Below are 23,607 nucleotides of genomic sequence, written 5' to 3' on the forward strand. Positions count from 1 at the left end.
TTGAGCGCCGCTATCGCCGCCGCGGATGCCGCTGATGGAGCCCTGGTGTTGGTGCACTACGGCTCCGATCGACACGCGGCGTCGAGTCATTCCGGCGCGGCGGCACGCAGCATTGGAGGGCTCGGCGGTACCGACGGACGTCGCTGCGGTGGTGCGGTTCCTCGCTTCACCAGCCTCGCAATGGATTACCGGTCAGACGATCGACGCGACGGGAGGCAATCGTCTGCGATGTCAGCACGCCGAGCGGGGCAATCAATCGCGGGTCATTCCTCAGGATGCCCGGTAGAGGTGCGCGCGAGCATTCGTCCCAGAGCGAGCGCCGCTGTGCGGACTGCAGGGGCGAGCAATTCGGGTGCGAAGCGGTCTGTGGGCACCGACACCGACAGTGCGGCAATGGGTTCACCGGCGAGTAGTACGGGCGAGGCGAGGCAGCATCCACCCATCGCGGCTTCCTCTCGCTCGATCGCGATACCGGTGCGGCGAATCGAATCCAATTCACGAGCCAGCACCTTCGGATCGGTGATCGACCTCGGCGTGTATCGACGCAGTGGACGGGAGAGGACCCCCTCCTGCACCGCCGGGTCTTCTGGAGCCAGCAGCGCCTTCCCGACTGCGGTACAGGTCAGCGGCAACCGCCCACCGATCTGCGAGGGCAAAGGAAACGAGGAGTGGCCATGAATCTTCTCCACGTACACAGCATCGTGACCATCGCGAACCGCGAGATGCACGGTCTGCTCGGTCACCGCGAACAGATCCTGCATGAACGGCACTGCAGCAGTGCGCAATCGGTGTTTGAGTCCCACGCGTTCACCCAATTCGAACAACGCCAACCCGAGCTCGAAAGTGTTGCCCCGGCGCGAAAGCCAACCGAGTTCTGCCAGATCGACGAGCAACCGGTGCGTGGTCGAACGCGGCAACCCGGTGCGAGTGGTCACCTCGGCCAGCGTCAACGCAGTCCCTCCGGGAAACACGTCCAATACCAGTGCCGACCGCTGCAATACCGACAGTGCATCCCGTTTCATGGGACAGATCCTATCCATATCAACAGAGCGGGAATAGCGTGAATTTCATGACCACTGTGGAACAGCACACGATCAGCGAAGCGGCCGACCGTCTGGCCGATGCCGCGAGAACAGCCACACCCTGCGGTCCGGTCCGCGATCTCATCGGACGCGAAGACATCGATGCCGCCTACCGCATCCAGTCACGCAACATCGATGCACTGCTCGCATCCGGCCGCACCGTTGTCGGCCGCAAGATCGGACTGACCTCACCGGCCGTGCAGAAACAACTCGGGGTCGATCAACCGGACTTCGGTGTCCTGCTCGATGACTTCGACGTCTCCGGCGACGACGCAGTGGATTCGACGCGACTGCTGCAGCCCCGCATCGAGGCAGAAATCGCGTTCGTTCTCTCCTCGGACATCGACAAACCGATCACCGCCGAACAGGCACCCTCGTTCGTCGACCAGGTCTTCGCCTCGTTCGAAATCGTCGACAGCCGCATCGCGGGCTGGGACATCAGCCTCGCGGACACCGTCGCCGACAATGCCTCTTCCGGCCTGTATGTCCTGGGCGAGAGCATCTCTCGCGCTGACGCCCCGGATCTCGCCGAGGTCACCATGGCCATGACCGCCGACGGCGAACAGGTCTCCGCAGGCAAGGGCTCGGACTGCCTCGGAAGCCCATGGGAGGCGCTGGTGTGGTTGGCCAACACCAGCCTGTCCTACGGATCACCGCTGCGCGCCCGTGAAGTGATCCTCTCCGGCGCCCTCGGCCCCATGGTCGCCGTCACTCCCGGCTCCACATATGTGGCATCGATCTCCGGAATCGGCAATGTCACAGCAACATTCACGGCTTGACCGACTCCGCACGAACCTCGAACAAGAATCGAAGGACATCATGAGCAAGACCAAAGTAGCGGTGATCGGGTCCGGCAACATCGGCACCGATCTCGTCATCAAACTCGAGCGAGTAGCGAAGAACGTCGAAATCGCAGTCCTCGTCGGCATCGACCCGGCCTCCGACGGGCTCGCCCGGGCACGCCGGCTGGGGATCAGCACCGTGGACTCCGGCGTCCAGGGCCTGATCGAGCACCCCGAGTTCGCCGACATCGACATCATCTTCGACTCGACCTCCGCCAAAGCACACGTCGCCAACGAAGAAGCCTTGCGGCCCTACAACAAGCGGTTGATCGATCTCACTCCCGCAGCTATCGGACCATACGTCGTCCCAGCAGTGAATCTCGACGAGCACCTCGGGGCACCCGATGTGAACATGGTGACCTGCGGCGGACAGGCCACGATCCCGATCGTCGCCGCGATCTCACAGGTGACACCCGTGCATTACGCCGAGATCGTCGCGTCGATCGCATCGAAATCTGCCGGTCCCGGCACGAGGGCGAATATCGACGAGTTCACCGAAACCACTTCCGAGGCAATCGAAAAGGTCGGGGGAGCGGCCCACGGCAAAGCCATCATCGTCCTCAATCCGGCCGAGCCGCCGCTGATCATGCGCGACACCGTTCTCGCGCTCGTGTCGAACCCGGACCAGGGTGCGATCCGTGCGTCCATTCTGGACATGGTCGCCAAAGTGTCGGCCTACGTGCCGGGTTACCGACTCAAGCAGGACGTCCAGTTCACCCAACTCGACGACGCCGAATCCGTCGCCACCTTGACCGGCGGCGTCGACCAGGGGCCCGGGCTGTGGAAGGTGTCGGTGTTCCTCGAAGTCGAAGGCGCTGCGCACTATTTGCCCGCCTATGCCGGCAATCTCGACATCATGACCTCTGCCGCCCTGCAGGTCGCGGAGAAAATTGCAGAGAACGCGTCACTGGAGGCAGCACGATGAGTGAGACCACGACACGACCGACCGCGGTCGACGGCGCCGCCCTCTACATTCAGGACGTGACCCTCCGCGACGGTATGCATGCCATGCGGCATCGCACCAGCCCCGAGAACGTCGCCCGCGTGGCCAGCGCGCTCGACAGCGCCGGAGTCGATGCAATCGAGGTCACGCACGGTGACGGCCTCGCCGGCCACAGCCTGACCTACGGGCCGGGCAGCAACACCGACTGGGACTGGATCGAAGCAGCCGCCGCCGTGGTGCACCGCGCCAAACTCACCACCCTGCTGCTCCCCGGAGTTGGGACCGTGGCTGAGCTCGAGCATGCTTTCAAGCTGGGTGTGACGTCGGTGCGGGTGGCGACGCACTGCACGGAAGCGGATGTTTCCGCGCAGCACATCGGCAAAGCACGTGAGCTCGGAATGGATGTCTCCGGGTTCTTGATGATGTCTCATCTCGCCGAACCGGCTCAGCTCGCCGAGCAAGCAAAATTGATGGAATCGTATGGGGCGCACTGTGTGTACGTCACCGATTCGGGTGGTCGTTTGACGATGAACGGGGTCCGCGACCGGGTGCGCGCGTACCGGGAGGTGCTCGATGCCGAGACGCAGATCGGTATTCACGCGCACCAGAATCTGTCGCTGTCGGTCGCCAATTCTGTTGTGGCAGTCGAAGAAGGCGTCACCCGAGTCGATGCATCGCTTGCCGGTCACGGTGCGGGTGCGGGTAACTGCCCGATCGAGCCGTTCGTTGCCGTCGCCGATCTGCATGGGTGGAAGCACAATTGTGATCTGTTCGGGTTGCAGGACGCGGCCGACGACATCGTTCGACCGTTGCAGGACAGGCCCGTTCAGGTCGACCGCGAAACGCTGACCCTCGGATATGCCGGTGTCTACTCCAGCTTCCTCCGCCACGCCGAGACTGCCGCCAAGCAGTACGGACTCGACACCCGAGCAATCCTGCTCGCCGTCGGAGAACGCGGACTCGTCGGCGGACAGGAAGACCTGATCACCGACATCGCACTCGACCTCGCGGCAGCCAAGAACTGACGTCAAGCGAGTAGACGACATCCATCGCACATCTACAGGAGCATCAATGACAAGCACAGTCCAGACGCCGGATTACACCACGGACAGTTTCTTCGGCCTCGAAGACAAATGGCTCTCGACCGCCGATGGGGAGCTCACCCACTACCACGAGCTCGGCGAAGGCACGCCCATCCTGTTTTTGCACGGCTCGGGTACCGGCGTGACCGCTGCCGCCAACTGGTGGCTGAACTTGCCGGAGCTCAGCCAGTACGGCCGTTGCATCGCAATCGATTCGATCGGGTACGGCCAAAGCGTCGTCGCCGACGGTACGGAATACGGAATCCGCGAATGGGTCCGTCATGCCGTGCGCGTCCTCGACGCATTAGGTATCGAGAAGACCTGGATCGTCGGTAACTCACTGGGCGGATGGCTGGCGTTCCAGTTCGCCATCGATTTCCCGGAGAGGCTGCTCGGTGTCGTATCCATGGGTACCGGTGGCGCGAAGCTGACCAGCGCATTGAAGGGGCACTCGAATCCCACGTTGTCCGAGGAAGGTGTGCGGCGAACACTCGAACAGTTCGTCGTGGACAAGTCCCTCGTCACCGACACCTTGGTGTCCTTGCGTTACCAGTCGGCGCTGAACGACACCGCAACGGACCGATTGGCCGAGGTTGTCGCCGCACGTGACCGCGATCGAACCGAACTGCCGCTCGACTTCGATGTCCTGGCGACACTCGAAATCCCGGTGCTACTCATTCACGGCGTGCAAGACGTCGTCATTCCTGTTTCGCGTACCTGGGAACTGTTGAACATCATCCCCAACGCGGACGCGCACATCTTCAGCCAGTGCGGACACTGGTCGCAGGTGGAGCGTGCCGATGAATTCAACGAAGTGATCGGGCTCTATCTCGGCCGCCAACTCGCTGACGCCCACTGACCTACCAGCAGTTTCCCGCACAAGCGCCGAACAGTATCCACGTTCGGCGCTCGTGCGATGCTCGCTGCACCCAGCAAGGAGTCACTGATCCGATGAGCAAGGTCCGAGCAACGGTCAATTCCAGCGGGGGCGACATCGCACTGATTCGCTTTCTGGTCCTAGTCGGCGGCTACGCGGCTATCAGTCGGTTCGTCTTCGACGCGTTCTGGGACAGGTCGATCTTGGTCGGCATCGCCGTTGCAGCGGTTGTCCACTTGGCCTTGTCTTTTGCTGCTCGCCGCTCAGCGTCGTGATTCAATAATCCTGTGCCGCACTCTATGGGTGGCCTATATCAACACAACTGCGATCGCTGCGCCGACTACCGTCTCGACGGCGCGGGCCCACAGCGTCGCCCCCGGTGCGGGCCCGGTGTCGAAGGGGTACAGGAGCCCGATCGTCGTCGGTGTCGAGCAGCTGTCGAAGGGGGTTAATCTGCCACCGTGGCAACGAGATGTCTTCGTCCCATGTGGGTACAGCGGCTCGGGTGTCCAATTTTGTGGGGGGGCGGCCCTACAGTTGTTTACGCATGACGACGCGCGGAAACCCGCCTGACACCGCGGTCGTGTCTGTGGCGAACACGAAGCCAGCGGCCTCGAACAGGTCGCGGGTTCCGACGTAGGCCATCGTGAGATCGACCTTCTCGTCCTTGTTGTCGACGGGGTAGCCCTCCACTGCCGGCGCACCGCTGTCTGCCGCGAATTCGACGGCGCCGTCGATCAGAACATGGGCGATTCCTTGCTTGCGGTGTCCCGGGCGAACGCGAATGCACCATATCGACCAGACCGGCGAGTCGTCGACGTGCGGAATCTTCCGTGACCGCGCGAACGGCAGTTCCGATCGCGGCGCAACGGCGGCCCACCCGACGACTTCTTCGCCGCGGTAAGCGAGCACTCCCGGCGCAACGTCGCGACGGGTCAATTCCTCGACGTAGGCGCCGCGTTGTGGGCCTGCGAGAGAGTTGTTCGTCTTCGAATCGAGTCGGTGGCTGAGGCACCAGCACACCGAGGACGACGGGTTCTTCGGCCCGAGCATCGTCCGCAGGTCGGCAAACACTGTGGCTGCCCGCACCTGATAATCCACGTAGACAACCTATCGCGATCAACGCTTCGGTGACGTGGCTAACGGGGTTTGAGATGTTACGAACCCTGCGTCTATTTCCCGTCCGATCATGGTTCAGAGGCGTAGGCCGTCGGCGATTCATTTCATGGTTTGTCGGGTGTCGATGGGGGTTCGATCATCGATTCGGGAAGTCAGGTCATCACTTTGACATCGTCGGTTCGAGTGACCGCACGGATCGGTCGGTACGAGTACGTTCTCAGGTGCATTCGGACGGACGCTCAGAGGTCATCGTTTACTCATCACTTTGCACCGAGGCCGGCTGTATCCATGCGGATTGCGGTGGTCACTGGATTCCCCGAATCGCCCGGTCAGTGGCATGGTGGTGGACTCTGTTGTATCCACTGAAATTGTGTTCGTTTAGACAGCGGGTCCGGGGTTCGAGTCCCTGATGGCGCACACCAAGTGCCCCTGAACAGCATTTACGCTGTTCCGGGGCACTTTTGTGTTGTTTCTTGCTTTGCATACTTGTTCTACTGTTGATTTCGTAAGTGCCTTGACCTGCAGTGCTATTGTGTCGTGGACGTACGAACCCCTGAACTCGCAATCGTGGGATCAGCCAGGGGGTTCCGTGGGACCCGGTCGAGACGGTCGAGTCGACTCCGTGCGTTGATTCTTGGCGCCTGCGGCCGAGTGACTCGGCCGATTCGAGGAGTAGGCATGCAACGTCCAAGTCGCAGATGAACGTCGCGGTAAGCCCGTCCCCGGAAAATTTCGGTGACCGATCACGCGCGGGCGGGTCAGTGTGTAGACATGATCGCGGTTGCTGATGGACGTCGAACGTGGACGCTCGTCGAGCTTCGAATGGTGGACACGAAATCCAGCCACACCGCGTACCGACGGCAGCAGCGTCAATCTCCTAGGGTCAACGCCCGAGGAAAGTGTTTCAGTGTGGATCGTCGGTGGGACACGCAGATTACGGTTCCCTCGAAGGCGTCGAGCGCATCGAGAACGGCACCTTCGGAATCCGAGTCGAGCGCGGCGGTCAGTTCGTCCACGAGGAGCAGTCGCGGACGACGTGCGAGAGCCCGCGCAAGAGCGACTCGTGCGATCTGCCCGCCCGACAATCGCGCACCGTCTTCACCCACCGGCGTGTCGAGCGTGACGAACTCGTCGGCTCCGACCGAATGCAGCACGGCGTTGAGGTGGTCGTCCGAATTCGGGCAACCAAGAGTCAGATTCGAGCGAATGGTTCCATGGAACAATGTCGGTTCCTGTGCGACGACGGCGACTCCGGAGCGAAGGTCGGACTCGTGAATATCCTGTAGCCGAACCGTTTTCCCGTCGCCGTGTACCCGAACTCCTCCCGAGGTGGGTTCGACGAGTCGTGCCAAAACTGCGACCAATGTCGACTTGCCCGTACCCGAGCGTCCCGCGATGGCGACGTGTTCACCTGGCGACACGGATTCGGAATGGCCGCCGAGGGTAGGTCCGCGTCCGTAGTCGACGTCCAGATCGGTCCACTCGATGCCGAGCGCTCCCGCCGGCAATGACGATGCCCTCGGCACTTCGGGAGATACGACGGCACCGTCGGTGATTCGTCTGGCGCTCGCGGCGAGTGGTGCGATCTGTCCGAAAGTGGCTGTAGCAGAGTCGATTGCAGTTGCCGCAGACAGTGCGAGCACGATGGCTGCTGGAGCCACGGCGGGCGCTATGCGTCCCTCGTAGGAGACCGCAAGAACTGTGGCCGCGACGGTAGCCGTGACGATGAACTCACGGCTCCCGGCGGCACGCGCGAGGAACCAGGACACCCCCTGTTCGGCGATGCCTGCCAGATCGGTCAGTCGGCGAGCGTCGTCGCGCAGCCTGTCGGCCAAACCGAAGACGATCACTTCTCGACGACCCACCAACGCGTCGGCCACTTCGATGGACAAGGTGTCGAGGCGCCCTGCCCGATCGTCGGCTGCGTGTGCTGCGGCCTGCGAGCCCCACCGGGCAGAGCCGATAAGCGCCACGATGCCGACGAGCGACGCTGCGGCTGCGGGTACCGAGATCGTCGCAGTTGCGGACACCGCGGCGATGGCAGCGACAGCCGCCGCGGCGAGCTGCGCCACCGTATGGGCGTAGAAGAATTCGAGTTTCTCGGTGTCCGCCATGGCGATTGTCGTACGCCGAGCCGAGTGGTCCCGGTCGCGGCGAGAAGCAGCTGCCGAGAACAGGGCCATCCGAAGCCGGTGCAGGACGCGATAGGCGAGCGAATGCGATACATCCATCTCGTGCCAGGTGAGAAGGGCGCGGAGCGCGACGAGTCCAGCAAGCGCCCACCATATTCCAGACGGGGGAGCAGTTCGATTCACCACTGCGATGCCGACAGCCAACGAGGCCAGTGCGCTGAGCGCGGACAGCGAGATCAGGCTGACAGCAGCAACGACGAACGTCCACGTCATGGCTCGTCGTTCGTGTCGAAGGAACGGGAGAAGTCCCACGAAGTCGCGCATCATGGCGCACCGACCCGCGCGGGCAGAACGTGTCCGTGCGCAACGACGAGTTGTGCATCCGCCACCTCGACGACGCGGGGATCGTGCGTGATGACGAGAACGATCCGTTGGTGAGCGAGGTCCGCGAGTGCTGCCAATACCTCGTCCGCGGTCTGCTCGTCGAGTGCGCTCGTCGGTTCGTCGACCAGAACGATCGGCCGGTCGCTGAGGATCGCTCGTGCAACGGCAAGTCGTTGGCGTTGCCCGCCGGACAGGCCTGTTCCGGCCTCACCGATTTCCTCGTCGAGACCATGCGGCAAGTTGTCGATCACCGAGCCGAAACCTGCTGCGCGGCAGGCTCCCACGAGATCGGCATCCGAACGGGGTGCAACGGCAAGCAAATTGTCTCGAATCGAGCCCGACGTGAACACCGGACGCTGCCCGACGACCGCCACGTCACCCGGTCCGACGGGGTTGCCTCCCAATGAGATGCTCCCCGATGTCGGCCTGAGCACACCGGAGATCAGGTCGAAGAGGGTCGACTTTCCGGCTCCCGATTCCCCGGTGACAGTGACGATCCCGCCGGGCTCGACGGTCACCTCGACACCGCGGAGAACAGAGTTATGGTCGTAGGCGAATGTGACGTCCAGCAGTTCGAGCCTGCCGCCCGGTAGAGGCCGCTCGATCGACTGCACCTGATTCTCGGTCCCAGCCGTATCGAACGCGCCGATCGCGTCGAGCCCGGATACGGCGGATAGTCCGAGATATCCTGCGTGCCAATGTCGCGCCAATTCGCGGATGGGTCGGAAGCATTCGCCCGCGAGCAAAAGAGCCAGGTACACCGACGGAGCCGGATCGCCGGACACCGCGTGCGCCGCTGCGACAGCTGCGGCAGCGACGGTGGCTCCCTGAATCGCCACATCGGTGATTGCGGTGTCCGCCAGCGACACTCGCATCGTGGCAACGGTCGCTCGGTGCAGTGCGGCAGAACGGGTTTCGATGTGTATGCGCGTCTGGTCCACCGCGCCCAGCGCGCGGACCGTCGTCATCGAGCGGTAGTACTCGGCGAAATCGGCGGACAGGGTTTCGTAATCGTCCCAATGGTCGGCGGCGCGCCGAATCGCTCGTCGACGCCACCACATCGGCCCGAAGATCGCGAGCACGAGCCCGCCCGCCGCGGCAGCGGCAGCAAGCGGAGAAACGAAGGCCAGCAACACCACGGTCAGCGGACACAGAACGGCGACTTGGGCGACCGCGCCAATGTATTTCGAGACGTACACCTCGACCCCGTCTGCACCGTCGACGATCGCGCCCCGGGCCGCACCCGTGCGCAGAGTTCGTCCGCGTGGGGCGAGTGCGGCGGCGTAGGCCCGGTCGCGAAGTGTGCGCCGGACGGCGAGTCCGTGTCGTGACGATGCGGTTGCGGCTGCCAGCCCGACCACCCAGCGCAGACCGGCGACGGCGACCACCGCGAGTGCCCACAGCGCGGCGGCGTTCCAGTCTCGGCCGGCAATCGCGGCGAGCGCATGCGCGAGGAACCAGGCTTGGGGGACATAGGTTGCCGTCGCGGCGATGGTGGTCGCGGTTGCGGTGACACCGCCGGGCTCAGCTCTGGCCGCGGCCAGGAGTCGTGTGTCGATCATCGTCTGCTCACATGTGTGGGGCGGGCGCGAGAAGAAAGTCGCTGGGTGCAGTGGGGGTCGAATCTCGCCACCCTCGTTCGACGGCGGCCGTGCCGAAACGAGGCATGCCGTAGTACCCGAAGGCAGCGGGTGCGTTCGGTACGAGGCCGGAGACGAACGTCCGTACGACTCGCAGCGTGGTCTGTGCGATGTCGGACGTCGTGAGGTCGCGGGTGTAGATGCGGTGGCCACGCCGGGACAATTCGGCACGTACCGAGGAGACGTCGGTCGCCGGAATGTCGCCGATGGAGATGGTTTCGCCCGGTTCGGTGAACCGTCGCGCGATCGGGTGCAGTCGAGGATCGAGCCAGACCTGCACGTGTGCACCGAGGTCGATGACCTTCTCGTAGTGTTCACCGGACGCGGCTGCGTAGGACCGGTCTTCCCGGTGATCGAGGTAGAGTCCGCGTGCCATGAGTCCTGCCTCCACGGCCTGGAAGACCCAGCCGTCGGCATCCTGGACGCCGAGCGTGAACGTCCAGGTGTGGACCGCTTCGAGAACAGCTTTCGTCGCGGCCGCAACAGGATCGCAGTGGGCGGAGAATCCGGCCGCGTACACCCCTGTCGCGGGATCCTGCACCAGAGCAGCGACGGCGGGTGCGAATTCGTTGGGCATTTCGACCAACCAATACCGCAGGTCGCAGCCGGCCATCGAATCCTTCAGTCCTGGGACCGAATCGGGAGCGATGCCGCGCGCGGGACCGTCGAGGTGCCACCACACTTCGAGTGCATCGCGTTCGATGATCTCGAGCAGACCGCGGTCGGCTGCGTCGTCGGTGCCTGCTCCTGTCGCGATGCCTGCGTAGTTCAAGTGATGGACGCGGGGGAGTGAGCGTAGTGCACGGGTGCGCCAGTTGAGGTGAATCAATGATGCCGGCAGCCATGCGTCCGAGCCGTCGTCGGCGCGGCATTTCGTCCAGAGCATGGGTGTGTCGGACGTGACCTGCTGATAGGGGAATCCGGATCGGTGGTACTGCCAGGGCGCGTATGTGGGCAGCATACTCAGGTCCACCGTAGGGATTCCGGCGCGACGAACCTCGTCGAACGATCCCGTTCGGTAGTCGGGTTCCGGTAGGTCTGCGGGAAGGAAGTTGCCGCAGTATCTTTCGACGCCTTCGGCGATCGCAGCGATGCGTGCGCCTGCCGGATCGTCGAATGTCGTTCCGAGAGAGACACGATCTGCCGGCCAATCTCCCAGCCGGCGTGCGTCGGACACCTCGGCCGTCACACCTCGGTAGCAGTGTGGCGCTCCTTCGGGGCGTAGGACTTCTCGTACTCGGCGGATGATTCCGCACACCGGATCGACGAGGGATTCCGGATTCAGAACGGCTGTAGTCATCGTGGACCTCCATCGGTGGAACGAACAGCAAGTGTCGTCAGCCACCTGTCGATGAATTCGGCAGGCGAACCGAGTCGGCGTGCTCGTGCACGCTGCTCCGGATCGGTTATGCCGGTGAGCAATTGGTGTCCCCACGGACCGGTCCGGAAAGTGGCTGCGCCAGTCCATGCGTCGGTCAAGCTCCGCGCCTCGCTGTCGAAGAAGTCGAACTGTCCACTGACCACCAACAACGGCATGGTGCAGCCCAGGTAGCGCTCGTGCAGGTCGAGGGGATCGCTGGACCACAGACGTCGCCAGAGGCAGAGCCGGCGCTGATCCCAATCCCAATTCTCGGCAGCCGCAAGGGGGCCGATCATGGCTGCGCTTGCCGCGCGAACGTCCAACTCGGGCTCGGTCAACCCGAGGACGGAACGACGACCGAAACCGTGTTGCTCCCACCAGCCGATCCGATCACGATGTCGCACAACATCTCCCGCGTACGCCGTTTCATACAGACCGAGGGCGGGCACGAGCGCAATTACTCCGGTTACGCAACCGCGTCGGGACCGGGCAGCCTCCAGCGCGCAATGCGCTGCATACGACGCACCGAAGACGAGCACCTCCGCTCCCAGTTTCGGATCGGCGACCACCGCATCGACGGTGGCCGCCCCGTCGGATTCCTCGTGTGCGTAGGGATCCCAATCGCCCGTGGATCGATACCGGCCTCGAACATCCTGTACGAGACAGTGATATCCGCGATCGTTCCATGCGCGCGCGATCGGGCGGTGCGCCGATGCGTCGTACGGCGTCCGGATCACCACGGTGGTTGCGTCGCTGTCCGAAGGGTTCTCACAGAGATGAAGTTCGCCGCGTAGGACCGCGCCCGACGTACGGACCTCGTGCAGCGCCGGTTCGGCGCTCACCGCGACGGCTCCGAGAGGGGACCAGGCTCGTCGAAGGCGAGCACGGTATGAGTCGTGGATACCACGTCGCTCAGCGACAGTCGGCGCAACGTTCGGTAAACGGATGGATCGCCCAAGGCCCATCCGGTGGCGGTGCGGATGATCTCGCTGGCGAATACCCCTGCCGCCCAGAGGGGAATAGAACCGCCTCGCGGTGAGGCTCTGGCATCCCATTCGGTGAGTTCGCGATGGGCAGGGGAGGCGGCAAGCAGGCGACGCAATACCTGAGACGGAGTGGGGCCGTGGCTGCCCGCGGGGTCGCAGACCGGATGCACCCAGCCGATCGACACGTCGACATGAGCGAGAAGGTACGTATTCTCGGGGCGCTGAACGTCGCTCAGTCGACCGGGCAGAGAGCCGTCGAAGATCAATAGCGTGAGATCGGGTTCGGCGTCGCCCGAGACGATGGTAGCTCCGGATGCGGAAAGTGCGTCGCAGACGAACTGCGCGGTAACACCACTGCCGGACAGCGAAATTCGACGCCGACCAACGGGCCACCTGTCGTCGCGAGAATCGTCCTGCCGCGCGCGTAATTGTCCGACGAGCGGCGCTACGACGGCGTCGACCGACTCGGTCGCCAGTGCAGGAACTCGTAGAAACACCCCGTCCGCGGTGCGCACGCACGACGCGGCACCGTCGACCAACAGATGTCCGAGACCGTCGTCGAGACCGGTCCATGATCGGGTCGAGGTGTATCCGTCGAATCGGGCGTCGGTCGAGTTTGTGTCGGGGGAGGGCACGGCGATCCTCGTTGTCGGCTGCGGGCGGAAGAGAAGACCGGGCCCCCACGCACCGTGAAGTGCGTGGGGGCCTCGATGATTCAGTCGAACGGGTTCTCGACGAGAGCGTTCGAGTGGCTTGCCGACAGGTGGGCAAGCTGCTCGGTTTCGGTGATCTCCACTGCGATCTGGTTCTCCATTGGAATCCCTTTCGATGGTTGATCCGGACGCCGATCGGCGTCCGGTGATGCAGAAGCATCCCCGACACCGTAGCAAATATGAAAATCATTACCAATAGTGCTAAATTCGCTGCGTGATTTCCGGGAATCTGCTCATCGCCGACTACCGCGCGGACCGTTTCGACGTGGTGTCGCTGGCGGCTCTGGTGTCGGGCGTCGACAGCCTGGTCCTGAGCGGTCGAGGCACCGTTGCGGAACATGCAGGCGTGCTGAGCCTTCCGGCTGGAGCTCCCCGTGGACTGCGATGGGCGTTCGTCGACGACCTTCGCGGTGCTCTCGTCGTCGGCGACGACCACGGTGAAGTTGCTCGATATCCGATACCGATACCTGCCGAACATCTGGCAACCGATGTCTCGGGCAGATTTGTCGTCGGTACGACCGGGTGCGGCGTCGGGTGGGAACCGTTCAGTGACCTCGTCGGCTGGTGTGACCTCGAGACCGGGGAAACGCGAACTGTTCGGGTGCGTGTCGGTGAGCCTGGTGTTGCGGTGGGTGGCACCGCACTGAAACCTCTTGTGGCACTGCGACACCGTGCCCCCGGAAGCGTGGAGGTTCTGAACATCGATACCGTGGCGAACGCCGGCGCTCACGCTCCCGTCGTGCGCGGGCCGGAATGTGGGCTCGGCGACGACGGGCACGGCGACGCGATCGATCCGCAGACAGGCAGACTCGTCGTGGCCACCGGCCGCGGACTGGAGACCTTCACGCTCACCGAGAGCGGCCCGACGCCCGCAGCGGTGCTCCCGTGGCCCGTGCCCGGCAGGGCGTACTACCTGCGTGTCGATCCGGTGATGGGCCGCATCTGCTCGGTAGTCCGGGGCCACGCCTCCGCGACGGAATGGCACACGTGGCGGAATTGGCTGGTGGCGGTGGACATCGCTACTGGCGACTGGGACGTCACCGAGGTGAGTGCCGGCCTGGCATTCCGGCCGGACGTCTGGAACGGCGAAGTGGTGTGTCCGGTCATCCATCCCGACGGCGACACCCTGTGGCGAGTTCGTGGATCGGTGCATTCCCAGTCTCCTCTGCCACCGATGACTGCGGGGCCTCGGCCTGGCGTACAACCGTGGGATGGGACAACGGACCGTCCTGCTCAGCGGCGCGCCACCGCACATCTCGGCAGCGAGGTGGCCGTGACTCGCGGCGGGGACGGAGTGATCGACATCGTCGACGAGTCGGGCGCGGTGCGCACCGTCGCGGTGAATTCGCCTCTCCACGAGGGAGGAGTCCTCGCCCGGCTACCCGAAGAACCGGCCCGCGCGGTCGACGGGGTAGCACGGTGACCTTCGACTCCGTGCTTCGCCGGTGCGAAGCTATACCGCGACCGAGCCTGTCCGACGGTGTGATTCGGGTTGTGCAGTGGCCGAACCCGTTCCGTCCGCGAATAGAGTGCGCGACGAGCGGAACGGTGCTGTGGCAGCCGAACGCCGTCGTCCAACGCGCATCTCTGTCGCCGGACGGTCGATTCATCGCTGCGTCATTGGCTACTCACGCGGACGAGGCGGCGACGTTGGTATTGCTTGACGTCGGGTCCGGTCGAGAGCGGGTGCTGACGTCCGTGCCGCTCCGCTACGACGCGCCGGTATGGGACGACGTCTCGACATTCCGGGTCTTCTCGTCCCCGCTCGGCAGGCTCGTGACCGTCGACTGTTCGAATGGGTTGAGCACAGCACGGATTCGAACCGAGGACGTTGTCGAGGCGGGAAGTGCGCGTCGCGTAAGTGCCGCGAGGATCGGCGTGTGTTCCGCACTCGTCGTTCTCCATGCCGACAGATGCGTAATCGTGCTGCGCGGCAGCATGTTCGGTGAAGAGGCGGTGGTGTCGGTACTTCCGCCCACAGGCCGGATATTGCCTCACTCGCGGGGGATCCTGGCCGTCCACGGGAACGACGTGGTTGCGTACGAACCGAATCCGAGCGGGCACCTGATCGAGAGGTGGCGTCTTAGCGAGCCAGGAAGCAGCATGTTCGCGGTAGCGGGGGACGCCGTCGCGTTCAGGATCGTCGATCGCGGTCGCACAGCGCTCCGCGCATGTCGCCTCGACACCGGAGATCGGGTGGAAATCGGTGCCTCGCTCGCAGGATCCGAGTGGATCATCTCCGGAATCGCTCCCGCGGAAGCCGGCTGGGAGGTGCGAGTCGAATCGCCGCTGGACGCACCGCGCCTGGTTCGAGTCGGCCGGGAAGTCGAAACAGACGAAATCGACCATCTAGCAGGGCAACTCGAACGCCACTGCCTGCTGATGTCCGACGGAGAGAATGTGGACGTCGTGCTAGCCGGAAACAAAGGCAGCACCGGTCCGATACTGCTGACGTGTTACGGCGGATTCGGGGTGCCCTTGCTCGCGGACTGGGAACCCTCGGCCGCAGCGTGGATCGAATCAGGCGGGCGATACGGGTTCGCCCAAATTCGCGGCGGAAGCGAGCGTGGTCACGACTGGTGGGTCGCCGGGCGTGGACGCCGCAAGGAGCGGGCCGTTCTCGACGTGGTCGAGGTTGCTCGCGCACTCGCCCGATTCGGAATCGCGCGGTCGGAACAGATCGTGCTGGCCGGAGCATCGCTGGGAGGAACCGTGGCCGCAGCCGCAGCCCTGCGGGCCCCTGATGCAGTCGCGGGTGTGGTGGCCACGGCGGCGCCCCTCGACCTGTCGGCGCTACGGGAGAATCCACTCGGCCTCGGATGGATGGACGAATTCGGAGCCGACGGTGACATGTCCGAATACGACCCGTATCTGCTCGCTGCACGCGTCGAGGCGCCGTTGCCGTCGATTCTACTCATCCGTGGGTCCGAGGACACCCGAGTAGCACCGGAATCGACCACCCGCTTTCACGAGCGTCTGCAGACCGTAGGAGCGAACAGCCGCATGATCGATCTCGCCGGATTCGGACACGGTGCCAACTCTCCGGAGCACACTCATCTGCTGGCAGAAGCGGTGTTGAACTTCGCTGCCGACGTCACTGCGCTGGAGGTCCGCGCGTGACGGGGAACAAAGCGACAGCGTCGACTGCCGCTGCGGCAGTCCTTTTGCTCGCAGCTTTCGTTCTATCCGCGGTGACCGGCGCGATCGAGGTCAGCGCCGCCGACGCGGGTCGGATCGTGATCGGACATCTGGTTCCCGGAATGACGTGGATGACGGACGGCTCTCTCACACCACTCGAGGACCAGGCTGTGTGGAAGTTTCGACTTCCTCGGACTCTGCTTGCCGCCGTCAGCGGTGCGTCGCTCGCGCTGGCGGGAGCGCTCATGCAGGCCGTCGTGCGCAATCCTCTCGCGGAGCCCTACATCCTGGGGGTGTCTGCCGGGGCAGGTACGGGCGCGGTGACCGTAGTGGTGTTCGGTTTGCTGTCGACGGTGTCGTTGAGTATTGCCGCCTTCGCCGGAGCTCTCGTGGCGACGGTCGCGGTCGTTGCCGTCGCGCGAGACGGGGCCCGAATTTCGCCGTATCGACTGATTCTCGGCGGAGCCGCTCTCGGTGCGCTGTTCAGCGCGATCACCAGCTATCTCACCCTCACGACCGAGGCCCAGAACGTGTTCACCATCATGTTCTTCCTGCTCGGTTCGGTGTCGGCGGCGACCATGCACTCACTTGTCGTACCGATGATCGCGTTCGTCGCCGTGTTCGCACTCGGACTGCGGTACGGCCGCGATCTGAATGCATTGGCCGCAGGCGACGACCTGGCAGTGTCTCTCGGAGTCGACGTGAATCGTTTGCGTGCAGTACTTCTCGTGTCTGCGGCGCTCCTGACGGCGGCTGTCGTAGCCGTGGCAGGCAGCATCGGTTTCGTCGGGCTGATCGTGCCTCACATATCTCGCATGATCGTCGGTGTCGATCACCGTCGGTTGCTGCCGTTCGCCGTGGTCCTCGGCGCTCTGTTCCTCGTCGTCGCGGATCTGCTGGCCCGCACGGTCGCCGCTCCCGCAGAGGTGCCGATCGGCATCATCACCTCGGTGACCGGGGCGCCGTTCTTCCTCTGGCTGATGCGTCGATCGAGGGTCGCGGAATGAACGCTGCTCAGGTGCATTTCGACGGTGTCAGCATGGACATCGCAGCGAGGCGAATCATCAGCGCGGCGCAGTTCACCGCCGAGTCCGGAACCATCGTGGGCGTGCTCGGACGTAACGGGTCCGGCAAATCGACTCTGCTGCGCGCGTTGTACCGGGCAGCGACGCCTGTCGAGGGTGAGGCGTGGGTGAACGACCGGGCGGCATCCGCAACGCGGCCACGCCACTGGGCGCAGGTGGTGGCGGTGATGGGCCAGGAAATGGCCGAGGAAGGACCCATTACGGTGCGCGAGACCGTGGCGCTCGGTCGCACCCCACATCACCGCGGCTTCGGTGGCGACACTGCAGAGGATCGTCGGATCGTTGCAGAAGCGATGCTGCGAGTAGGTGTTTCGGAGTTCGCGGATCGACGAATGAGCTCGCTGTCCGGCGGTGAGAAGCAGAGAGTTCGGCTGGCGCGTGCGCTCGCACAACAGACCCCGGTTCTGGTGTTGGACGAGCCGACGAATCACCTCGACGCCTCTCATCGCTACGAATTGTTGGACCTGGTGCGCGCTTTGGGAAAAACTACCCTGCTGGCCATCCACGACCTCGAACTAGCGCTTCGCTACTGCGATTCGGTGGTCGTTCTCGCGGGCGGCGGTGTTGCCCACGTCGGCCCGCCGACCGAGGTGCTCGAGACTCGAGTGCTTCGAGAGGTGTTCGACATCGACGCCTACGTACATGTCGACGCCGCAACCGATTCGGCGTTTCTGCATATCCACGGCGCGGCCGGGCGATCCCGTCTCGCCCGAACGAAAGGCACTACATGACAACGATAAATGCTTCTCGACGACGACTCGTCGCCACGGCGGCCCTGGTCGGTGGGCTCGCCGCGGCCACACTGACGGCGTGCGGACAGGAGGTGGCAGCCGGGCAGACCGAGGCGCAGGTCGGGTTCCCGGTGGAGGTCAGCGACTGCGGGCGACAGATCGCCGTAGCAGGATCACCACAACGCGTGGTTGCGATGAGCCCGTCGCAGACCGAGGCGATCATCCGACTCGGTCTGACGGATCGGCTGGTAGGACAAGCGCAGACCGCCAGCCACGAGCTACCGGAGGACATCCGCGGCGAGGCAGCCGGCGTTCCGGTGCTCGCTGCGGATTCGCCGCCGAGTAGGGAAGTGCTTCTCGCCGCTAATCCGGATTTCGTCTTCGCCCCGTCGTCGTTCGAGTTCTCGGCCGAGAGTGGATTCGCCAGTATCGACCAGGTGACGGCTGCGGGTGCGACGGCGTACATCGCCGCGGGTGGTTGCTCCGATCGGCGTGCCGAGGGCTCGGTCGACGACATCTTCACCGATATCGACACTCTCGGAACGATATTCGATGTTCCGGACGCTGCACGCGCGGTCGCGGACGATGCCCGAGCTCGCTTGGACGCGGTTGCCCGAGACGTAGAGGGCAAGCCCACGCCGACAGTCGCACAGCTCTACGTCGAGGCAACCTCCATTTCGGCCATCGCGGGCGGCGTCGAAGCCGACGTCGTTCGCCAGGCCGGCGGAGAGAGCGTGTACAACGGCGAGGAGCCGATCTTCGCGCAATCTCCCTGGGCGACTGTCTCTTCGGAAGACATCGTGGCGCGTCAGCCGGAGGCGATCGTCTTTGCCGTGACCAGCGAAGAGAACGAGAAAGAGGTGCGAGCAATTCTGCAGGAGCGACTCGGACAAACACCGGCCGTGCGAGAAGGAAACCTGATTGCGGTGCCTGCGCCGGACCTGTCGCCGGGCGCCTTCGGAAACATCACCGCGGTCGAGACGGTGGCACGTCAGCTCCATCGATGACTGCTGACCCGGATGCGGCACTCGCCGCGATCGACTCGATCCGCCGGTATCTCGGTGAGCACCCGTCCGGATCGAGACACGAAGCGCACCGCGGGCCGACGCCTACCGAACTCGGAAGGCTGGGGTGCGCGCCCAACTCCGATCTGGCGAAGGTCCTCGTCGATCGTCGGTCGCACTATTGCTACGCAGGTGCGCCCGCGGACGACGATCTTGCGGGGTTGTTGCGCTGGGGCTGTGGTTCTGCTCCTCGGAATGGGGTCTCTCGTCTTCTGGCCCCATCCGCGGGCGGGCACGACGCGCTCGACGTATTCGTGTTGTCGGCAGGAAAGATCCAGCGCTACAACCGTTTCGGCGACACCCTCGACGAGGTCGCGCACTACGACCGGGAGATGCTCTCACCGCTGTTCACCCAGCCGGAGTTCGGCATCCGTGTCGAGACCTTTCTGGCGATATCGGCAGATCCGCGAGTCGGGGTATCGACATACGGTGCGAGGCACTACCGAACGCTGCACATCGACGCCGGTGTTCTCGCAGCGCACTGCAGTCTGGTGGCCGAGGCGCTGGGACTCGCGTCGTGCATCGTCAGCGGTTTCGACGACGACGCGTGGCACCGGCTGCTGCACCTCGACGCCGAACAGTTCGTCGGGTTGGTCATGCCGGTGGGCAAGCGCCCACCGGCTCCCGGTCGGAGTCGATAACGGATCAGCCGGGAGCTCGAATGCCTGCCCAGGTCACGGACGTCGAGCAGTCGGTCCAGATCGTCGCTCGCGAGCGCGACATCGGCGGTCTCGACTGCGACGTCGGTACCCGCCAACCCCATTGCGATGCCGAGCTCGGCGGCCACCGCGGCCGCAGTCTCGGGGTGATCGTCGGTGAGCATGACGATGCGCCTCATGCCGTCGGCGCGGAGCGAGTCCAGGACGCGTAATGCGTTGGGCCGGATCTCTGGGGCGGCAATAGACCGGTCCGATCCGCGAACACTACATCGGGGCCACGGCGTCGGACCCGACGAAATTCAGCGCCACGGAAATTTGTTGGCCGATTTTCGGGCACCACTTCGATACTCGAGTGAGTGCGGCCGAATAACAGAATTTTGCGGACCGCAGGTGTCCGCAATTGCTGTAAGTCTTGCCTCATGGACTTCGAACCTTTCGAATTGCACATTCCCACAAACGAACTCGACGACCTTCGCCGTCGACTTGTTGAAACGCGATGGCCTGAGCCTCTACCCGGCGACACGTGGGACACCGGCGTCCCGACGGCCTATTTGCGACGGCTAGCCGAGGCGTGGACTACCGAGTACGACTGGCAGGCCCGGGAAGCACGGCTCAACGCATACCCTCAGTTCGTCACCCGGATCGATGGCACCCGAATCCATTTCATCCACGTTCGATCACCGCACGACGACGCCTTGCCGCTGGTTCTGACCCACGGTTGGCCGGGCTCGATCTTCGAGTTCCTCGACATCATCGATTCCTTGACCGACCCGTCCGACTCCGCCCAAGCCTTCCACGTCGTGATTCCTTCGCTACCGGGTTTCACGCTGTCCGGTCCGACGCCCGAGCCCTGGGATACCGACCGGATCGCCGCAGCGTGGGTGACGTTGATGGACGGGCTCGGTTATCGCGAGTTCGGGGTTCAGGGCGGAGACATCGGCGCGGCGGTATCTCCCGCGGTTGCGCGAATCGCCCCTGACCGAGTGGTGGGCGTGCATCTGAACGGCTCGCACGTGTTCGTGCCGTCGGACGCCGTCGACGAGGACACGAAGAATTCACTGTCCGAGCTCGAACGTGACCGGCTGCGTCGTATCGCTGAGTTCATGGAGAAGGAGTTCGGCTACATCGCCGTGCAGTCGACCCGGCCCCAGACCTTGGCGTACGGCCTCACCGATTCACCCGTCGGCCAATTGGCGTGGATGGTGGACAAGTTCAAGGCATGGACCTGGCCGTTCGACGCTCTCCCCGAGGACGTACTGGGTGTGGATCGACTTCTCGATCACGTTTCTTTGTATTGGTTCACGCGCACAGCAGGTACCAGCGCGTATACCGGCTACGCGACCGAGGCGTGGGGGACCGCGCCGAACCCGTCCGGTGTTCCGACAGCATTCGTGCAGTTTGCGCACGACGTCGGAATACGTCGGTTCGAGGAGCAGCAGAACGATGTTCGACACTGGACCGATGTCGATCGCGGCGGCCACTTCGCGGCGATGGAGGAGCCGGCGGTACTCGTCGACGACATGCGGCGGTTCTTCGCCGAAGTAACCGTTGGTCATTCCGCAGGGCCCACCCCTGATGCCGGAATTAAAACTCAGCCGTATGGTTGAACCTTCCACCAGATCGGCCGAACTGTCGATCGCTACCGGAAGGTCCAATCATGCACGTGGGCGTGGACAGCTTCGTATCCTCCGTGACCGACCCGACCGACGGCCGGGTGATCAGTCCGGCCGAGCGGATGGAGCACTTGCTCGAGGAGATCACGCTGGCGGATCAGGTGGGCCTCTATTCGTTCGGTATCGGCGAACACCACCGAAGTGAGTACTACGACTCGGCGCCGTCCATCATTTTGGCTGCGGCTGCTTCTCGGACCGAGCAGATCCGACTGGGCAGTGCGGTCAAGGTACTCAGCGCCGACGACCCGGTGCGCGTGTTCCAGGAGTTCGCGACGCTCGATCTGATCTCCAAGGGCCGAGTCGACCTGGTCGTCGGACGTGGCTCGTTCACCGAGTCCTTCCCGCTGTTCGGCCTGGACCTGCACGATTACGACTCGCTCTTCGTCGAAAAACTCGATCTACTTCTGCAGATTCGTGACAACGTCGAGGTCACGTGGCAGGGCCGGCATCGGCCTGCTTTGAATCGTCAGAGCATCTACCCAAGGCCGGTGCAGGATCCGCTGCCGATCTGGGTCGGTGTCGGGGGGTCGCCCGAATCATTCGTTCGTGCAGGTCTTCTGGGTCTTCCTCTGATGGTGGCGATCATCGGCGGCGAACCGCGCCAGTTCGCTCCACTGATAGATCTGTATCGTCGCGCGGGAGCAGAAGCAGGTCACGCGCCGGAGAAGTTACAGGTGGGCCTGCACGTCTTCGGATTCGTCGCCGAGTCCACCCAAAAGGCTGCGGACACTATTTACCCCGGATGGCACGAGATGTTCACCAAGGTCTCGCGCGAACGTGGCTTCGCGCAGCCGACCCGCGCACAATTCGACGCGACGTCGGGTCCAAATGGTGCGTTCTTCATGGGCGATCCGGCGACCGTCGCCGAGAAGATCAAGCGGATCAGCGAACAGGTCGGCGGCGTCGACAGGTTGTCGCTACAGATGACCAACCCGAGGCTTGCGCACAGTGACCTGCTTCGCGGAATCGAGTTGCTCGGAACCGAGGTCGCCCCGCTGATCGCCACGGAGTGAGGTCCGACGTGTTCAGCGCCGATGAGTTTCGGGTGCGCGGGATGTCGAATTCATCATGAACACGCGAACCCTCGACCTTCCCGACGCCACACTGACCTACGACATCCGCGGTGACCTCGCGGCGGGGACGGTCCCTTTGCTGCTCATCGGATCACCCATGGACGCAAGCGGGTTCACGACGCTGGCGTCGCACTTCGCCGACCGAGTGGTGGTCACCTACGATCCGCGCAATGCAGGACGCAGCCGCCCTGCCGACGCCACTGCGGGTGTCACAGCGCAGCAGCATGCCGATGATCTTCATGCGTTGATCGACACTCTGGGGAGCGGCCAGGTCGACATCTTCGCTTCGAGCGGCGGCGCGGTCAACGGGCTCGAGCTCGTGGCACGACACCCGGGCGACGTGCGTACGCTCGTCGCTCACGAACCTCCCGCAGGCGACACGCTGCGCGATCGCGAGAATCTGCGGCAGGTGTGTTCGGACATGGTCTCCACGTACGACGCGCTGGGGCTCGGACCGGCAATGGCCAAGTTCATCGCGCTGGTGATGCATCGAGGTCCCGTCGACGACGCATACCTCGCCCAACCCGCACCGGATCCGGCCGCGTTCGGAATGTCTGCCAGTGACGACGGCTCGCGGACGGATCCATTGATGTCGAACATGCGCGGCGGCGGTGCGAACTACGCGCCCGACGTCGACGCCATTCGCGCATCCTCGACCCACGTCGTCATCGGCGTCGGTGAGGAATCCGGTGGTCCGGTCGACGGCGAGTTGGCTGTTCGTGCGGGCTACGCCGTGGCGATGCTCCTGGGTTCGGATCCCGTCGTCTTTCCTGGCGGTCACGCCGGTTTCAGTGGTGGCGAGTTCGGTCAGACAGGTCGACCAGACGAGTTCGCCGCAACGTTGCGGTCTGTCCTAATGGTGGGCGGGACTCCGCTATGACGTCTCGAAACGAGGCCTCGCGATCAGCATTTTCGGTCTCGTTTCAGATTCGATCCAACGGTAAAGCTGCCCCGATGTGGGTAGACCGGTCGTAGCCTCGGATCAGGCGCCTTGTCCGGCGCTCTGTTCACGAGACTCAGGAGG

The 23,607-nt window shown here is 64.1% G+C and carries 22 protein-coding genes and 1 pseudogene; 14 read left to right on the forward strand and 9 right to left on the reverse strand.

Going from position 1 to position 23,607, the window contains the following annotated elements; genetic code table 11:
* Window positions 1–263: 263 nt before the first annotated feature.
* A complete protein-coding gene (locus tag CHB96_RS09890) occupies window positions 264–1,022 on the reverse strand; it encodes an IclR family transcriptional regulator (protein WP_089245605.1) in 759 nt (252 codons plus the stop codon).
* Window positions 1,023–1,069: 47 nt separating this feature from the next.
* Between CHB96_RS09890 and CHB96_RS09895 the strand changes: the two genes are divergently transcribed.
* From CHB96_RS09895 to CHB96_RS09915, 5 genes are all read left to right on the forward strand, one after another.
* A complete protein-coding gene (locus CHB96_RS09895) occupies window positions 1,070–1,861 on the forward strand; it encodes a 2-keto-4-pentenoate hydratase (RefSeq protein WP_089246133.1) in 792 nt (263 codons plus the stop codon).
* A 40-nt stretch (window positions 1,862–1,901) separates the two neighbouring features.
* Window positions 1,902–2,849: an acetaldehyde dehydrogenase (acetylating) gene (locus CHB96_RS09900; RefSeq protein WP_089246135.1), complete on the forward strand. Its 948-nt coding sequence runs from the start codon at window positions 1,902–1,904 to the stop codon at window positions 2,847–2,849.
* Window positions 2,846–3,892: a 4-hydroxy-2-oxovalerate aldolase gene (gene dmpG / locus CHB96_RS09905; RefSeq protein ID WP_089245607.1), complete on the forward strand. Its 1,047-nt coding sequence runs from the start codon at window positions 2,846–2,848 to the stop codon at window positions 3,890–3,892. Before CHB96_RS09900 ends, dmpG begins: the two co-directional genes overlap by 4 nt.
* Window positions 3,893–3,938: 46 nt before the next feature.
* On the forward strand, window positions 3,939–4,808 hold the full coding sequence (locus CHB96_RS09910) for an alpha/beta fold hydrolase (RefSeq protein WP_089245609.1): 870 nt from the start codon (window positions 3,939–3,941) through the stop codon (window positions 4,806–4,808).
* Window positions 4,809–4,900: 92 nt separating this feature from the next.
* Window positions 4,901–5,101 (forward strand): hypothetical protein, encoded by a 201-nt coding sequence (locus CHB96_RS09915; RefSeq protein ID WP_089245611.1) that lies wholly within the window; start codon window positions 4,901–4,903, stop codon window positions 5,099–5,101.
* 256 nt (window positions 5,102–5,357) lie between these two features.
* Here the strand turns inward: CHB96_RS09915 and CHB96_RS09920 are convergent, their stop codons facing one another.
* From CHB96_RS09920 to amiA, 7 genes are all read right to left on the reverse strand, one after another.
* A complete protein-coding gene (locus CHB96_RS09920; protein WP_089245613.1) occupies window positions 5,358–5,927 on the reverse strand; it encodes a GNAT family N-acetyltransferase in 570 nt (189 codons plus the stop codon).
* Between the two features lie 887 nt (window positions 5,928–6,814).
* A complete protein-coding gene (locus CHB96_RS09925; RefSeq protein WP_176444232.1) occupies window positions 6,815–8,350 on the reverse strand; it encodes an ATP-binding cassette domain-containing protein in 1,536 nt (511 codons plus the stop codon).
* 50 nt (window positions 8,351–8,400) lie between these two features.
* Window positions 8,401–10,023 carry an ATP-binding cassette domain-containing protein gene (locus tag CHB96_RS09930; RefSeq protein WP_089245617.1) on the reverse strand — a complete coding sequence of 541 codons (1,623 nt, stop codon included), beginning with the start codon at window positions 10,021–10,023 and terminating at the stop codon, window positions 8,401–8,403.
* 7 nt (window positions 10,024–10,030) lie between these two features.
* Window positions 10,031–11,401: a YcaO-like family protein gene (locus CHB96_RS09935; protein WP_089245620.1), complete on the reverse strand. Its 1,371-nt coding sequence runs from the start codon at window positions 11,399–11,401 to the stop codon at window positions 10,031–10,033.
* Complete coding sequence (locus CHB96_RS29640) at window positions 11,398–12,303, reverse strand: CocE/NonD family hydrolase (RefSeq protein ID WP_176444233.1); 906 nt, start codon at window positions 12,301–12,303, stop codon at window positions 11,398–11,400. Before CHB96_RS29640 ends, CHB96_RS09935 begins: the two co-directional genes overlap by 4 nt.
* Window positions 12,300–13,082, reverse strand: coding sequence for a hypothetical protein (locus tag CHB96_RS29645; RefSeq protein ID WP_176444234.1), 783 nt, complete (start codon window positions 13,080–13,082; stop codon window positions 12,300–12,302). Before CHB96_RS29645 ends, CHB96_RS29640 begins: the two co-directional genes overlap by 4 nt.
* 80 nt (window positions 13,083–13,162) lie before the next feature.
* Window positions 13,163–13,261 carry a streptamidine family RiPP gene (gene amiA, locus CHB96_RS30090; protein WP_245865424.1) on the reverse strand — a complete coding sequence of 33 codons (99 nt, stop codon included), beginning with the start codon at window positions 13,259–13,261 and terminating at the stop codon, window positions 13,163–13,165.
* Window positions 13,262–13,374: 113 nt separating this feature from the next.
* On the opposite strand from amiA, the gene CHB96_RS29650 reads away from it, so the two are divergent.
* The 6 genes from CHB96_RS29650 (at window position 13,375) to CHB96_RS09970 (ending at window position 19,819) form a co-directional block, all read left to right on the forward strand.
* Window positions 13,375–14,583, forward strand: coding sequence for a hypothetical protein (locus tag CHB96_RS29650; RefSeq protein WP_176444235.1), 1,209 nt, complete (start codon window positions 13,375–13,377; stop codon window positions 14,581–14,583).
* Window positions 14,584–14,708: 125 nt separating this feature from the next.
* The gene (locus tag CHB96_RS09950) at window positions 14,709–16,280 is read left to right on the forward strand and encodes a prolyl oligopeptidase family serine peptidase (RefSeq protein WP_176444236.1); all 1,572 of its coding nucleotides are present in this window, start codon (window positions 14,709–14,711) and stop codon (window positions 16,278–16,280) included.
* Window positions 16,277–17,305: a FecCD family ABC transporter permease gene (locus tag CHB96_RS09955; protein WP_176444237.1), complete on the forward strand. Its 1,029-nt coding sequence runs from the start codon at window positions 16,277–16,279 to the stop codon at window positions 17,303–17,305. Before CHB96_RS09950 ends, CHB96_RS09955 begins: the two co-directional genes overlap by 4 nt.
* Window positions 17,302–18,114, forward strand: coding sequence for an ABC transporter ATP-binding protein (locus CHB96_RS09960; protein WP_089245628.1), 813 nt, complete (start codon window positions 17,302–17,304; stop codon window positions 18,112–18,114). The genes CHB96_RS09955 and CHB96_RS09960 overlap by 4 nt, the downstream gene beginning before the upstream one ends.
* Complete coding sequence (locus CHB96_RS09965) at window positions 18,111–19,121, forward strand: ABC transporter substrate-binding protein (protein ID WP_217899941.1); 1,011 nt, start codon at window positions 18,111–18,113, stop codon at window positions 19,119–19,121. The genes CHB96_RS09960 and CHB96_RS09965 overlap by 4 nt, the downstream gene beginning before the upstream one ends.
* Complete coding sequence (locus CHB96_RS09970; RefSeq protein WP_089245630.1) at window positions 19,118–19,819, forward strand: nitroreductase family protein; 702 nt, start codon at window positions 19,118–19,120, stop codon at window positions 19,817–19,819. The genes CHB96_RS09965 and CHB96_RS09970 overlap by 4 nt, the downstream gene beginning before the upstream one ends.
* A gap of 17 nt (window positions 19,820–19,836) precedes the next feature.
* On the opposite strand, the pseudogene CHB96_RS30290 reads toward CHB96_RS09970, so the two are convergent.
* Window positions 19,837–20,067 (reverse strand): annotated as a pseudogene (locus tag CHB96_RS30290) (HAD family hydrolase); the annotation flags it as partial.
* Window positions 20,068–20,256: 189 nt separating this feature from the next.
* On the opposite strand from CHB96_RS30290, the gene CHB96_RS09980 reads away from it, so the two are divergent.
* Genes CHB96_RS09980 through CHB96_RS09990 form a run of 3 tightly spaced genes read left to right on the forward strand, consistent with a single transcriptional unit; the run spans window position 20,257 to window position 23,463 of the window.
* On the forward strand, window positions 20,257–21,444 hold the full coding sequence (locus CHB96_RS09980) for an epoxide hydrolase family protein (protein ID WP_089245632.1): 1,188 nt from the start codon (window positions 20,257–20,259) through the stop codon (window positions 21,442–21,444).
* A 50-nt stretch (window positions 21,445–21,494) separates the two neighbouring features.
* Entirely contained in the window at window positions 21,495–22,523 is a 1,029-nt protein-coding gene (locus CHB96_RS09985) for an LLM class flavin-dependent oxidoreductase (RefSeq protein ID WP_089245634.1), read from the forward strand.
* A 55-nt stretch (window positions 22,524–22,578) separates the two neighbouring features.
* Window positions 22,579–23,463, forward strand: coding sequence for an alpha/beta fold hydrolase (locus tag CHB96_RS09990; RefSeq protein WP_089245636.1), 885 nt, complete (start codon window positions 22,579–22,581; stop codon window positions 23,461–23,463).
* Window positions 23,464–23,607 lie beyond the last annotated feature (144 nt).

Source organism: Rhodococcoides kyotonense, from assembly GCF_900188125.1.
GTDB lineage: Bacteria > Actinomycetota > Actinomycetes > Mycobacteriales > Mycobacteriaceae > Rhodococcoides > Rhodococcoides kyotonense.